General features: G+C 66.3%; 12 protein-coding genes. 1 reads left to right on the top strand and 11 read right to left on the bottom strand.

The window, feature by feature from the left end; genetic code table 11:
• The first annotated feature begins 24 nt into the window (after positions 1-24).
• Positions 25-1227 (top strand): IS110 family transposase, encoded by a 1203-nt coding sequence (locus ACM26W_RS00645; protein WP_416137234.1) that lies wholly within the window; start codon positions 25-27, stop codon positions 1225-1227.
• A 499-nt stretch (positions 1228-1726) separates the two neighbouring features.
• On the opposite strand, the gene ltrA is transcribed toward ACM26W_RS00645, so the two are convergent.
• The 11 genes from ltrA to ACM26W_RS00590 all read right to left on the bottom strand — a co-directional run bounded on the left by ltrA (position 1727) and on the right by ACM26W_RS00590 (position 13038).
• The gene (gene ltrA / locus ACM26W_RS00640) at positions 1727-2836 is read right to left on the bottom strand and encodes a group II intron reverse transcriptase/maturase (protein WP_416140938.1); all 1110 of its coding nucleotides are present in this window, start codon (positions 2834-2836) and stop codon (positions 1727-1729) included.
• A 32-nt stretch (positions 2837-2868) separates the two neighbouring features.
• Positions 2869-3138 carry a hypothetical protein gene (locus ACM26W_RS00635; protein ID WP_416138955.1) on the bottom strand — a complete coding sequence of 90 codons (270 nt, stop codon included), beginning with the start codon at positions 3136-3138 and terminating at the stop codon, positions 2869-2871.
• Between the two features lie 524 nt (positions 3139-3662).
• Complete coding sequence (gene pcaG / locus ACM26W_RS00630; RefSeq protein ID WP_416138953.1) at positions 3663-4295, bottom strand: protocatechuate 3,4-dioxygenase subunit alpha; 633 nt, start codon at positions 4293-4295, stop codon at positions 3663-3665.
• A 39-nt stretch (positions 4296-4334) separates the two neighbouring features.
• Positions 4335-5069: a protocatechuate 3,4-dioxygenase subunit beta gene (gene pcaH / locus ACM26W_RS00625; protein ID WP_416138952.1), complete on the bottom strand. Its 735-nt coding sequence runs from the start codon at positions 5067-5069 to the stop codon at positions 4335-4337.
• A gap of 117 nt (positions 5070-5186) precedes the next feature.
• Complete coding sequence (gene pcaQ / locus ACM26W_RS00620; RefSeq protein WP_416138951.1) at positions 5187-6110, bottom strand: pca operon transcription factor PcaQ; 924 nt, start codon at positions 6108-6110, stop codon at positions 5187-5189.
• Positions 6111-7316 carry a CynX/NimT family MFS transporter gene (locus ACM26W_RS00615; RefSeq protein ID WP_416138950.1) on the bottom strand — a complete coding sequence of 402 codons (1206 nt, stop codon included), beginning with the start codon at positions 7314-7316 and terminating at the stop codon, positions 6111-6113.
• A 99-nt stretch (positions 7317-7415) separates the two neighbouring features.
• Positions 7416-8603: an alpha/beta fold hydrolase gene (locus tag ACM26W_RS00610; RefSeq protein ID WP_416138949.1), complete on the bottom strand. Its 1188-nt coding sequence runs from the start codon at positions 8601-8603 to the stop codon at positions 7416-7418.
• 76 nt (positions 8604-8679) lie between these two features.
• The gene (pcaF, locus tag ACM26W_RS00605) at positions 8680-9882 is read right to left on the bottom strand and encodes a 3-oxoadipyl-CoA thiolase (RefSeq protein ID WP_416138948.1); all 1203 of its coding nucleotides are present in this window, start codon (positions 9880-9882) and stop codon (positions 8680-8682) included.
• A gap of 36 nt (positions 9883-9918) precedes the next feature.
• Complete coding sequence (locus ACM26W_RS00600) at positions 9919-10692, bottom strand: CoA-transferase subunit beta (protein WP_416138947.1); 774 nt, start codon at positions 10690-10692, stop codon at positions 9919-9921.
• Positions 10692-11522 carry a CoA transferase subunit A gene (locus tag ACM26W_RS00595; RefSeq protein ID WP_416138946.1) on the bottom strand — a complete coding sequence of 277 codons (831 nt, stop codon included), beginning with the start codon at positions 11520-11522 and terminating at the stop codon, positions 10692-10694. The genes ACM26W_RS00600 and ACM26W_RS00595 overlap by 1 nt, the downstream gene beginning before the upstream one ends.
• Positions 11523-11694: 172 nt before the next feature.
• Positions 11695-13038 (bottom strand): adenylosuccinate lyase family protein, encoded by a 1344-nt coding sequence (locus ACM26W_RS00590; RefSeq protein ID WP_416138945.1) that lies wholly within the window; start codon positions 13036-13038, stop codon positions 11695-11697.
• Positions 13039-13114 lie beyond the last annotated feature (76 nt).

Genomic DNA, 13114 nt, shown 5'->3' with positions numbered 1-13114 from the left:
AGCCACTATTGAGGGAGGCAGGTCATGAAACAGTCTAACGCAACTCAGCGAGCCGTTGTGGACCGTACCGTCGCCGAGCAGGTCAACGCCGCCAGCGATGGCCACGCCGCCTATATCGGCCTGGACGTGCACAAGGTCAGCATCTCGGTGGCGATCGCCGAGGCCGGACGACAGGCGCCCGAGTTCCGCGGCGAGATCCCCAACGAACCACAGGCCATCGATAAGCTGGTTCGTCAGCTGAGCGAGCGTTTCGCCGGGCAGCCGCTGCTGTTCAGCTATGAGGCAGGCCCCTGTGGCTACGGGGTCTATCACCAGGTCCAGGCCAGCGGCCATGACTGTGAGGTCGTCGCTCCGACCTTGATCCCTCGGCGGGCAGGCGATCGCGTCAAGACCGACCGGCGAGACGCGCAGATGCTGGCGCGTCTGTCGCGTTCCGGGGAGCTCACGCCGGTGTGGGTGCCCACCCCGGAGCAGGAGGCAATACGCGACCTGACGCGGGCCCGCGAGGACATGAAGGCCATCGAGCTCAAGGCACGTCAGCGGCTGAACGCCTTCCTGCTGCGTCACGGCAAGATCTATGGTGGCAAGAGCAAGTGGATTCCCGCGCACTTCCGCTGGCTGGAAACGGTGCGATTCAACACCCTTGTTCAGCAGATCGTGCTCCAGGAGTACATCGAGGCGGTGCGCGAGGCTCAGCGGCGCGTGGCCGGCCTGGAAAGGCAGATGGCGGTGGCGCTGCCGAGTTGGTCACTGGCCCCGGTGGTCGAGGCCATCCAGGCGATGCGCGGCGTGAGTCTGATCACCGCGATGACGGTGCTGGCCGAGCTTGGTGACATCAGCCGCTTCGATTCACCCTGTCAGCTGATGGCCTATCTGGGGCTTGTGCCCAGTGAGCACTCGAGCGGTGGCAGCCGACGACAGGGCGGCATCACCAAGACGGGCAACGGGCATGTGCGACGCGTGCTGGTGGAGGCCGCCTGGAGCTATCGCTTCCCGGCGCGCAAGACGCGCATCATTGAGCAGCGAGCGGAGAAGACCACGCCGACGGTCCAGGCGATCGCCTGGGAGGCACAGAAGCGGCTCTGCGGGCGTTACCGCCGGCTGGCGGCCACAGGCAAGGTCAAACAGCAGGTGGTCACCGCGATCGCACGGGAGATGGCAGGCTTCCTGTGGGCCATCGCCTGCGAGGCCATGGGCAAACCCCACGGCAGTCGAGCCACGGCATGAGTATCACCTCTCAGTGCCTTCGGGTCAGGGAGCGTCGGGCCGGTGGGAGAACCCCTGACGCTCCTATGAGGCCCCCGCCCTGCGGGGCAGGGTGACCCTCGCGTGTAGACCAGGGCAGCTCCGCGACGAAGTGATGACAGGTCGGTACCCAACCCACGAATACCAGAGAGATCCACCGTCGCTGATAGCCCCTCGCTTCCTGAGCCGTAGGCATTGAGGACAATCACATGTAGTAGAGTCAACCGACCCTTTGACGGGTCAATCCATACCAGACCAGGGCAGCTCCGCGACGAAGTGATGACAGGTCGGTACCCAACCCACGAATACCAGAGAGATCCACCGTCGCTGATAGCCCCTCGCTTCCTGAGCCGTAGGCATTGAGGACAATCACATGTAGTAGAGTCAACCGACCCTTTGACGGGTCAATCCATACCAGGAGGGGGAGTCGCCTCCCCCGTCCTCTCACACCACCGGGCATACGGTTCCGTACCACGGCGGTTCACGAGGAACGGCTAATCCCTCTTACCGTATCCAGTACCGAGACTAACCCCCGCTGAGCGAACCAGCGGTTGGGCAAAGCATGGCGCAGGTGCAGCGCACCTGCATTCCACCAAGCACCTCGCCCATTTCCCGCTGATTTCCAGGCACGCTGCTCGTCCAGGCCCAGCGCCAGAAGCCTGCGGCGCCGAGACCATGGGCGCTTCCACTGCCGCCAGATCACACAACCCAGTCGGCGACGTATCCACTGATCCAGCACTTCCAGCGGGCGTTTCACGTCGACGAGACTGAAGTAGTTGGCCCAGCCCCGCAGGACGGGGACCAGCTCCTCAATGACTCGCCGGATGTGGCGCCCTCTGCCGCGCTTGAGGATCTCGCGGACACGCTGCATCAGGCGCTGCATACTGGCCTTGGCCAGCGTCAGCTTCGGCCGCTTGTGCCGGGTCAGCGTGTAGCCCAGATACCCCCGGTGCCACGGCCGGTCCACCGCACTCTTGGCGCGATTGACCGTGAGCCTGAGCGAGCTCTCGAGAAAATCACTCAGGCTGGCCATGACGCGCTCACCCGCTCGCCGACTCCTGACATACACCTGCAGGTCGTCGGCGTAGCGGCAGAAACGGTGACCGCGGCGCTCCAGTTCCTTGTCCACGTCGTCCAGCAGGATGTTCGCCAGCAGCGGGCTCAGCGGCCCGCCCTGCGGCGTGCCCTGCCGGCGTGGCGCGGCCAAGCCGTCCCGGAACATCCCGGCTTCCAGATAGCGACGGATCAGGCGCAGCACCCGCTTGTCGCGGATGCGGCGAGCGATCCTGACCATCAGCAGGTCGTGGTTCACTCGGTCGAAGAAGGCTTTCAGGTCGAGGTCGACCACCCAGCGGTGGCCGGCGGCGACATTGGCCTTCATGGCCGAGACGGCCTGCTGAGCGCTGCGTCTGGGGCGGTAACCGTAGCTCGATTCGGAAAAGCCCGGATCGAAGATCGGCGTCAGCACCTGTAGCAACGCTTGCTGGATCAGCCGGTCGGTGACCGTGGGAATGCCGAGCTGTCGCGTCCCACCCTTGGGCTTGGGAAACTCTACGGCCCTGATCGGGCTGGGGTGGTACTCACCGGCCAGCAGCCGCTCACGCAGCGTCGGCCAGTGCTGTTTCAGGTGGTCGGCCAGTGCTGTTTCAGGTGGTCGGCCAACTGGTCCACCGTCATGCCGTCGGCACCCGGCGCACCTTTGTTGGCGACCACCCTACGGTAAGCCCGCGCCATGTTGGTTTTCTCTACCACGACCTCCATGAGCGGGGCGGGCTTCGATTTCGTCCACGATGACGACGCCGGGACCGTCTCGACGCCCACCTGCTGGGACTCGGGGTTCCGCCCCTGCCCCTCTGGGTGGGTGGCGGTTTCAGCGCCAGTTTCTGTCTTCATGATCGATCCTCGAGACGTCATCGCCTACTCGCGGTTCTTCATGTTCGGCCCTTGGTGCCGCGGTAAACCGGCACTTACTATGGCCTCTACTGACGTCTGGTGGCCCATCCCGTCGCCTCTCAGCGCCGGTAGCACAGTGGCAGACCAGCAGACCTCCCAGGGTAAGACGCGCGACCTTCCCGCTTATGCCTGTCGGATCTACGTCATGGCGTTCCGTGCAAGTACTGGGCTTCGATGATTCGTGCCATCTCACCCCGCCATGACGCCTCGTATCCGCTTCCTGTTCGTCAGGCCAGCGTTTTGCCTCGGGCTGCCTTCAGATTCCCCCTCGCGGGGGACACCCTTGCCGTCGGCTAGCACTTCCCCTTGCAGGGCGTGCAGGGGACTTTCACCCCCAAGTCATACCGAGGCACCACCCTCGGGAACAGCGCCAGTCAAGCGCTACGCGCCATGCCTGGCGCACCAACATGAAGCGCCGCCCAAAGGCGGCGCTGGTGACTATTCTGAAGGCAGAAGAGCATGACTCAGAAGTCGAAGAAAACCGTCTCACCTTTACCCTGCAGGCAGATGTCGAGGCGATAGCGCACCCTGCCGTCAACCTCTTCGCGCTTGGCGATCAGGGTCTGGCGGCGAGCTGGTGACTCGATGCGGGTAAGCACCGGGCACAACTCGTTGGCCTCGGTTTCGTCCTCGAAGTAGAGGCGGGTCTGCAGGTGGATGTTTACTCCACGGGCGAAGATCGCGAGGTTGATGTGCGGCGCCTGGGGCTGCCCGCTGGCATGGGCCACCGGCCCCGGCTTGATGGTCTTGAGCGACCATTCGCTGCCGTGGTCGAAGGTGGTGGCGGTGCGCCCGAAGCTGTTGAACGGCTTCTTCAGGTCGTACTCGCGCTGGTACTCACCCACGGCGTCGGCCTGCCAGGCCTCGATGAAGGCGTCGCGCACCAGGTCGCCGTTGCCGTCGATCACGGTGCCGACCACCTCGATCTGCTCGCCTTCGGCCTCGGGCCGGGCCATCTCGTTCCAGATCTCCTGATCGCGGGTCGGATTGCCGGCGGCGGCCAGAGCCAGGCCGATATGCACATAGGGCCCGGCGGTCTGGGAAGCGGTCTCGCGCAGCATCAGCTCGCTGGCGGGTCGGGAATTCGGCTGGTTCATGGTCTGGTTACCCCATCCTGTCACTGGTTCTCGAACCGATTACTGGTTTTCGAAATAGGTCTGCAGTTCGCCGCGCACCACTAGGTCGAAGCGATAGGCCAGGCAGTCCATGGGATTGCTGCGCGCCAGGTCCAGGCGGCCGATCATGGTCTCGACAGCCTCAGGATCCCGGAGGGTGTGGACGATGGGGCACAGCGGAATCAGCGGATCGCCCTCGAAGTACATCTGGGTGATCAGGCGGGTGGAGATCGACGGGCCCATCACCGAGACGTGGATGTGGGATGGACGCCAGCTGTTCATGTCGTTGGGCCAGGGGTAGGGACCCGGCTTGATGGTGCGGAAGCGGTACCAGCCCTGATCATCGGTCAGGCAGCGACCCACACCGCCGAAGTTGGGGTCCAGCGGCGCCAGGTAGCGGTCATTCTTGTGGCGATAGCGGCCGCCAGCATTGGCCTGCCACATCTCCACCAGGGTGTGGGGCACCGGCTTGCCGAATTGGTCGACCACGCGGCCGAACATGATGATACGCTCGCCCTGGGGAAGGCCCTGGCCCTGGCTCGGATCCTGGCGAAAGTTCAGCAGCAGGTCGTTGTCATGGGGACCCATGCCCAGATGACGGAAATCGGGACCGGAGAGCTCCGACACCGTGGGCTTCTGCATGCTGACCAGCGCCTGCTGCGGCGAGCGGGCCACGGAGGTCTTGTAGCCAGGGGCGTAGGCCGGCGGGTGCCAGTTGCGGTCGCGCTCGACGAAGCGCTTGTTGTTTTCCTGCATGACGATCGTCTCCAGGGGTGGATGATTGACCGGGATCAGTGTCGCGGTATTGACAGCGTCTGGCTATTGACGTCTAAGCCACGCGACATAACCATATGGTTATGGGATAACAACACCTCATTTCATGCTGGCCGCCACTTGCCTGAGCCTCTCACAGAAGGCCTCCAGCGCCAGCGAAGGCTGCAGGGTGGCATTATGGCAGAGCCCCACCGAGCCCCCCTGCTGCTCCAGCGGCAACGAAAGCTCGCAGAGCTCTCCAGCCGCCACGCTCTCGCCAACAGCCTCCGCGGGCGCTACCCAAATCGCATCGCTGCCCAAGGTATAACCAGGACTCAGCGGCAGCGATAGAGTCTCCAGTAGGCCTGGCGGCAGGACCAGGGAGTGACGCAGGCAGAAGCTGTCAACCTGCTGCCGAAGGGTTGTCTGGGGCGGCGGCAGCACCCAGGAGTAAGCACCAAGAGATTCGGGCAACAGCGGGCTCACGCCGGCCAGCGGATGTCCGGCACGCACCATCAGCAGCAGCCGCTCGTAGTAGAGATGCTCGAAGGCCAGGTCCTGGATCTCACGCGCCTCGGTCATGCGCCCTACCACCAGGTCCAGTTCGCCACGATGCAGCCTGGAGAGCAGGAAGGCACTGGGGCCGGTCACCACGTTCAGTCCGACGTCGGCATGCTCCGCTCCCTCGGCATACCAGCGCCGCAATGCTTCAGGCAGCAGCCGACTTTCCACGGTGGAGAGTGCACCGACCCGAAGCCGGCGCACGCTGTCGCGGGCGTCGCCAATGGCACTGACACCCTCCTCCAGGGCACGAATGGCGGGGCCCGCATGACGCAGCAGGGTCAGGCCAGCCTGGGTCAGCGCTACCCCCTTGGGGGTCCGCTCGAACAAGCTGGCCTCCAGAATCTCCTCGAGCTCACGGATGATCTTGGACATCCCGGGCTGAGTGATCGCCAGGCGCTCGGCGGCACGTGCGAAACTGCGCTGACGGGCGACCTCCAGGAAGGCCTGGAGGTGGCGAAGCTTGATACGAACATTGAGCATTCAGGCCTCCGACTGGCGGGAGACGAGTAGCCGATGGGTACTCGCCATGGCCACCAGGCTGATCAGCAGGGTCGGCAGGAAAGCAAGCGCCACGACTCCCGAGAGATCGTTGAGCCAGCCGCCGACCACGGTAATAGCAAAAACCAGAAGGTAGCCGAAGCAGAGCATGCCGGCCATCAGTCGCGGCAGTGCCTCAAGGCCAACCAGCCAGGCGGGCAACGCCAGCACGAAGATGAACAGCGCACTGGTAAAGAAGCCGAACACTCCAGCGGCCCACACCACCCCAGTGCCGGGCAGCCAGAGCATAAGAGGCAGGGCTAGCAGGGCCAGGGCGGTGATGGTGATCAGCGGCCAGGGCCGCCCCATAAGGCGGTCGGCATAGAGTATCAGCAGCGCCGAGGAGAGCATCTGCGCGCCGTTGAGCGCCGTAAGGCTGGGCGCCAGCAACGCCAGCCGGCTGCTCTCCTCAAGCAACGGCGGCAGGAAGACATTGCCGGTGAAATAAAGAGCTGCCGCCGCCCCGAGTAGGGCAACCAGGCGCCACATCCGGCCATCCCTGGTGTCCGGCAGGATCAGGCCAGCGGCCCTGGAGCCACCCGCCATCGCAGGCAGTCGCCGGCTGCCAAGCACCAGAGCCAACATGAGCAGCGGCACTGGCAGCACCCAGAGGGTGAAGGCCCACTGCCACTGAGCCCCCAGCCAGGCCGTGACTAGGGGGCCAGTTGCCCCGGTGGCTAACAACTCGCCCACAAGCAGTCCGTTGGTGTAGACCGCCGAGGCGCGACCGATGCGCGCAGGCGCCCACAGCTTGGCCAGCACCGGCATCGCCGCCTGCACCAAAGCGATGCCGGCGCCCATCAGCAGGGTCGCCAGCATGAAGGGCAGAAAGCCCTCCGGCAGGCTTCGCAGACTACTGCCGATGGCCATTACCGCCAGGCCGCCCAGCACGCAGGTCCGCACACCGAGCCGGGTCAGCAGCCAGCCGGTCATCAGGCCCCCGATAGCCAAGGTCACCAGCGGCAAGCTGGTGGCGGTGGCGACCTCGCCGCCGGTGAACCCTAGCACCGCCTTGAGCTGGGGAATCAACGGGGGGACGATCAGCACTGTCAGCCGCAGGTAGAGGCCCAAGCACCACAGCAGGCCGTAGGCTAGCAGGGCCTGCTGCATTGCGGCGCCGGTCTCCAGAGTGACTGACTTCCCGTTCATTGCGCTCTCCCTTAGCGATTTTTGACCTGGCCCATCAGGCAGAAAAGCCGGCATAGGTGCCAGCTTTTCATATGCCATATCAGGGCATACATTAGCGCCCTAACAAAATCTAGTAATTATCCCCCCCCAACCGAGCTCTTTGGCCAGCGCAAAGGCGTGGTTGGCCGCCGGCACGCCGCCATAGATGGCCACGTGCATCAGCACCTGGCGTAGCTCCGCCTCGCTGAGGCCGATGCGCTTGGCGGTCTTGAGATGCAGCGAGAGCTCCTCGCGACCTAGCGCGGCCAGGATGCCGGTGGTGATCATGCTGCGCTCGCGGCGGGTCAGGTCGTCGTTGCTCCACAGCTCACCCCAGGCCAGCCGGGTGATCATCTGCTGGAAGGGGGCATCCAGGCGGGTGGCGTTCTCGGTGGAGCGCGCCACGTGCTCTTCACCCAGCACCTGCTGGCGGGTCGCCAGGCCGGTGGCGTAGTCCACGCCCCTGGCGCCCACGTCGCCCAGATCCACCGCCATCACCGCCAGCAGCTTCTCGGCGAACAGCGCCGGCACCTCCACGGAGGGCACGTGGCCAACGCTTTCAAGGATCTCGAGGGCCGCGCCGTCGAGTTCGGCGGCCAGAGCCTCGAGGGTCGCCGGCGGGGTGGCCATATCCTCGCTGCCGCCCATCAGCTGCACCTTCACCGGCTTGCCGGAAAGCTTGCCGGTGAAGACATGGCTGCCCAGCATCTCGCACAGTTTGGCGTAGGAGTCGTCGTCGCCGCGGCCCATCTGGGTGCACCAGCCCGTCTTGAGCGCCGGCTCGGCCTCGAAGCAGGCCGGGGCAAACCAGCGCGGGACGATCTCCTCGGCCATCGCCGCCAGGCCTTCCTGACGAATGCGGCCGGCGCGGGTGTTCCACAGTTCGGGGTTGCCGATCACCGCCCCGGTGTTGGTCAGGGTGGCGGAAAGCAGGCGCTCGGCGTGCTCACTGATCAGCTGCTGGCCCACCACGCCGCCGATGGAGGTGCCGGCGAAGTGGAAGCGCTTGGCACCGGCATGATCGGCCAGGGCCAGGGCCTCGGCGGCCAGGTCGGACGGCGCGATGGGCGCCTCGCCCCAGGCCTGGCTGGCGCTGTGGCCGGGCAGGTCCCAGGTCAGCACCCGGTAGCGCGGCAGCAGCGCCGGCAGGACGTCATCCCACACCGCCTGGCTCATCCCCAGGGGGTGCGCCAGCACGACCAGGGGGTTGGCCTCGGCGCCCAGCAGGCGATAGGCGACGCTGCGCCCCTTGATATTCAGAAATGCCATGGTCTCTCTCCGTGCAGTGCAACGAGCAGGGCCGGCAACAGTGGATGACCGGCCCCGGTTGCTCGCTTGGTCTCGCTTATACCCGCTCTATCAGGGTCGCGATGCCCTGGCCCACGCCCACGCACATGGTACATAAGGCATAGCGCTTGCCGTGCTTCTGCAGCTCATGGGCCGCTGTCAGCAGCAGGCGCGCGCCGGACATGCCCAGCGGGTGGCCCAGCGCGATGGCGCCGCCGTTGGGGTTGACCCGCGGGTCGTCGTTGGCAATCCCCAGGTCGCGCATGCAGGCCAGCGCCTGGGCGGCGAAGGCCTCGTTGAGCTCGATCACCTCGATCTCGTCCAGCGACACCCCGGTGCGCTCGAGCAGGCGCTTGACCGCCGGCACCGGACCAACACCCATGATGCGCGGCTCGACGCCGGCGGTGGCCATGCCGAGGATCTTCGCCATGGGCGTGAGGCCGTATTTCTCCACCGCTGCCTGGCTGGCCACCAGCATGGCGGCGGCGCCGTCATTGACCCCGGAGGCGTTGCCGGCGGTGACGCTGCCGCCCTCGCGGAAGGGCGTCGGCAGCGCCGCGAGCTTCGCAAGCGTCGTCTCGCGCAGGTGCTCGTCCCGGTCGAAGACCAGCGGCGCCTGCTTGCGCCGCGGGATCTCGATAGCGGTGATCTCGAGGGCAAAGCGTCCGGCCTGTTGCGCCGCGGCGGCCTTCTGCTGGGAGCGCAGGGCGAAGGCGTCCTGGTCGTCGCGGGAGATATTGAACTGCTCGGCCACATTCTCGGCGGTCTCCGGCATGGAGTCGACGCCGTAGGCCTTCTTCATCTGCGGGTTGATGAAGCGCCAACCGATGGTGGTGTCCTCGATCTTCTGGCCCCGGGAGAAGGCGCTGTCGGCCTTGCCCAGCACATAGGGCGCCCGGGACATGGACTCCACGCCGCCGGCCAGTGCCAGGTCCATCTCGCCGGCCTTGATGGCGCGGAAGGCGGTGCCCACCGCGTCCATGCCCGAGCCGCACAGGCGGTTCATGGTGGTGCCGGGGATGGAGGTCGGCAGGCCCGCCAGCAGCGCCGACATGCGCGCCACGTTGCGGTTGTCTTCGCCGGCCTGGTTGGCGCAGCCCATGAAGACCTCTTCGATGGCCGCCGGGTCCAGCTCAGGGGCTTCCGCCAGCACCGCCTTGAAGAGGGTGGCGGCCATATCGTCGGGACGCACGCTGGAAAGCGTGCCACCGAAACGGCCCACGGCACTGCGCCGCGGATGGCAGAGGAATACGTCGGTCATGTCCTTATCTCCTGAAGTTCGCCGCGGGTCGCGTGGTCACTCACCGGCGTGGGCTCTGTCGGTACGCGCTTTCAGATCCCGCAGGATCTCGAGCTCATGCGCCGAGGGTTCCGGCGTCGCCTCGAGCTGCTCGGCGAAGCGGATCTCCCAGCCGGTGGCCTCGATCACGTCCTCGCGGGTCACGCCCGGATGGAGCGACACCACGACGAGCTCCTTGGTCTCGGGGTCGGGCTTCATCACGCAGAGGTCGGTGATGACGCGGGTCGGCCCCTTGCCGATATTGGGCACGCCGTCGCGTCCCTTGCCGTCGCGGCCGAAGCCCAGGGTGGTGACGAAATCGACCCGGTCGACGAAGGCACGCCTGGAGTGCTTCAGGGTGATAAAGACCTCGCCGGCGTTGGTGGCGATCTCCGGCGCCCCGCCGCCGCCCGGCAGGCGCACCTTGGGCTCTCGGTAATCCCCGATCAGGGTGGTGTTGAGGTTGCAGTAGCGGTCGATCTGCGCGGTGCCCAAAAAGCCCACGTTGATTTTCCCGCCCTGGAGCCAGTAGCGGAACATCTCCGGCACCGCCACGGTGGTCAGGGCCGTCTCGGCCAGCTCGCCGTCGCCGATGGAGAGCGGCAGCACGTCGGGCTTGGTCTGCAGGGTGCCGGACTCGTAGATCAGCACCACGTCGGGGGCGTGGGTCAGGCGCGCCAGGTTGGCGGCCTCGGAGGGCAGGCCGATACCGACGAAGCAGGTGGTGCCGTTCTCCAGGGCGCGAGCCGCGGTGACGGTCATCATCTCCGAGGAAGTGTAATCGAGGCTCATCAGGCGTTCCCCCCTGCGTTCATGACGTTCTCTTCGATCCAGGCCGTGAAGGTGTCACGATCCCGGGCAATGGCGTCCCACTCCTTGTAGAAGGCGTTGTTGCGCGGGTAGTAGCCGTGGGCATAGGAGGGCAGCGAGCCCTTCTCGGCCACGGCGATGGCGCTGATGGCCCAACCCGGGATGATGCAGGCGTTGGGGTGGTAGCCCGGCTCGGTGCGCAGGTCCTCGACGATCTCCTCGACGGTGACGATGCTCTGCTTGGCCGCCAGCACCGCCTCCTTCTGCACGCCGACGATGCCTTCCACCAGCACGTTGCCGGCGCGGTCGGCCTTCTGGGCGTGGACGATGGAGACGTCCGGGCGCACCGAGGGCACCGCGGCCAGGCGCTCGCCGGTGAAGGGGCACTCGATGAACTTGATCTGGTCGTTGACGCTGGGCAGCTCGCTACCCACGTAGCCGCGCAGGACCGCCAGGGGCAGACCCGCCGCGCCGGCCTCGAAGGCGCAGGCCATGGCGGCGTGGCTGTGCTCCAGGATCTCGACCCTGTGAGGCCAGCCCTTCTCCACGGCGTCGCGCAGGCGGTGCAGGGAGCCCACGCCGGGGTTGCCGCCCCAGGAGAAGATCACCTTCTTCGCGCACCCGGCGCCGATCAGCTGATCGTAGATCAGGTCGGGGGTCATGCGGATCAGGGTCAGATCGCGCTTCTTCTGGCGAATCACCTCGTGACCCGCAGCGAAGGGAATCAGGTGGGTGAAGCCCTCCATGGCCACGGTGGCGCCATCTTCAACGTAGCGCGCAACAGCGTCATGCAGGCTCAGGAACTCGGCCATGGGACGTCCTCCTAGTGATGGATCCGGATAGTTCGTCTTGCGAACAGTGTTTTGAGATGCGAACAAATTACTTCCACCTCCGTCCAGCGTCAAATTGTCGACACCCGAAAACGCCGAGGGGAAGGCAAAGCCCTCCCCTCTCACATGCCATAATGCTTTCTTGAACAAACGGTTATATAGCTAAAAGCCACTCTGCAGCACGAGCCACCTGGGCCCGACTGCTACCAAGGTATAATGATGGATCGGTGACACGGGCCACCGCCTCAGGGTCCAGCTGGCCCTGAACCTCGGAATGGGCAATGAGTACCTCGGCGTAGGGAATGCCCTGCCGGCGCGCCGTCTCGGCGGCCTCGGCACTGATGCGCTTGGCGGCATCCGGGCCCAGGATCGGCGCCAGCAGCTTCGCCACCGGCTCGGCCATGATGCCGCCGCCGGTGGCGGCCAGGTTGCGGCGCATCGCCTCGGGGTGCACCTCCAGCCCCTCGAGCAGCACCGCGACCTGCTCCAGGGCGCCCTCCAGCAGCAGGGCACTGTCGACCAGCGGCGCCCACTCGGCATGCCACTCCCCGAGGCCACGCTCCAGGGGCTGGGCGGCGGCGTTGAGCAGCACCGTGGCGTGGCCATGCACCTGGCGGGCCGCCCCGCGGATCAGCGCGCAGCGTACCGGGTTGCGCTTGTGAGGCATGGAGGAGGACTCCCCCATGCCGGGGGCCGAGGGCTCGGCCACCTCGCCCACCTCGGTCTGGGTCAACAGGGCCACGTCAAGGGCCAGCTTCTCGGCGGCACCGGCCGCGGCATCCAGCGCCGTGCCCAGAGCGTGGATCGGCTGGCGGTCGGTATGCCAGGGCAGCACGGGCGCACTCAGGTCCAGCCGTTCGGCCAGGGCGTCCATGAAGGCGAGGCCCATGTCGTCCCGGCCCGGCCCGTCTAAACCAGAGTGCACTCCCACGGCGCCGCCGAACTGTACCGGCAGCTCGACCCCGGCCAGGCGGCGGCGCGCCTGCTCCAGGCCGATGGCCCAGTGGGCCACCTTGACCCCGAAGGTGATCGGCAGGGCCTGCTGCATCAGGGTGCGCCCCACCATCACCGTCTCGCCATGGGCCTCCATCAGCGCCATGGCGGCGGTGCGACAGCGCACCAGCAGGGCATCCAGGGCCGCCAGGCGCGGCTTGAGGAGCAGCATCAGGGCCGAGTCCACCACGTCCTGACTGGTGGCCCCCTGGTGGAAGTAGCGCTTGAGCGCGTCGGGCAGCGCCGCCTTGCCCTGCTTGACGAAGGGGATGGCGGCATTGCCGCCGCTGGCGATGCCGGCGGCGATAGCATCGAGCTCGAAGCGGTGTGCCTCGAGGAGATGACGCATCTGCCCACTCACTTCCTCGGGCACCGCACCGTGGGCCTCCTGAACCTCGGCCAGGGCCAACTCGAAGGCCAGCATGGCCTGGACCATCGCGTCGGCATTGCACTCGGCCAGCGCCGGCTGGCTCATGAAGGGGTGCTGGATCAGGGCGGCGAGCATGCAGGATCTCCAGGCAATCAAGGGCCAGCGGGGCGCCAGCTCAAAAGTCGTACAAGTGTTCGCAATTCGAACACTA

Origin of the sequence: Halomonas sp. HK25 (assembly GCF_047795635.1) — a bacterium.
GTDB lineage: Bacteria > Pseudomonadota > Gammaproteobacteria > Pseudomonadales > Halomonadaceae > Halomonas.
Note: the sequence above shows the minus strand (reverse complement) of the source record. Positions and strands in the feature narration are given on the sequence as shown.

Coding starts and splice junctions, on each gene's coding strand:
- ACM26W_RS00645 (WP_416137234.1), top strand. CDS start 25: ATGAAACAGTCTAACGCAACTCAGCGAGCCGTTGTGGACCGTACCGTC.
- ACM26W_RS00635 (WP_416138955.1), bottom strand. CDS start 3,138: ATGAAGACAGAAACTGGCGCTGAAACCGCCACCCACCCAGAGGGGCAG.
- pcaG (WP_416138953.1), bottom strand. CDS start 4,295: ATGAACCAGCCGAATTCCCGACCCGCCAGCGAGCTGATGCTGCGCGAG.
- pcaH (WP_416138952.1), bottom strand. CDS start 5,069: ATGCAGGAAAACAACAAGCGCTTCGTCGAGCGCGACCGCAACTGGCAC.
- pcaQ (WP_416138951.1), bottom strand. CDS start 6,110: ATGCTCAATGTTCGTATCAAGCTTCGCCACCTCCAGGCCTTCCTGGAG.
- ACM26W_RS00615 (WP_416138950.1), bottom strand. CDS start 7,316: ATGAACGGGAAGTCAGTCACTCTGGAGACCGGCGCCGCAATGCAGCAG.
- ACM26W_RS00610 (WP_416138949.1), bottom strand. CDS start 8,603: ATGGCATTTCTGAATATCAAGGGGCGCAGCGTCGCCTATCGCCTGCTG.
- pcaF (WP_416138948.1), bottom strand. CDS start 9,882: ATGACCGACGTATTCCTCTGCCATCCGCGGCGCAGTGCCGTGGGCCGT.
- ACM26W_RS00600 (WP_416138947.1), bottom strand. CDS start 10,692: ATGAGCCTCGATTACACTTCCTCGGAGATGATGACCGTCACCGCGGCT.
- ACM26W_RS00595 (WP_416138946.1), bottom strand. CDS start 11,522: ATGGCCGAGTTCCTGAGCCTGCATGACGCTGTTGCGCGCTACGTTGAA.
- ACM26W_RS00590 (WP_416138945.1), bottom strand. CDS start 13,038: ATGCTCGCCGCCCTGATCCAGCACCCCTTCATGAGCCAGCCGGCGCTG.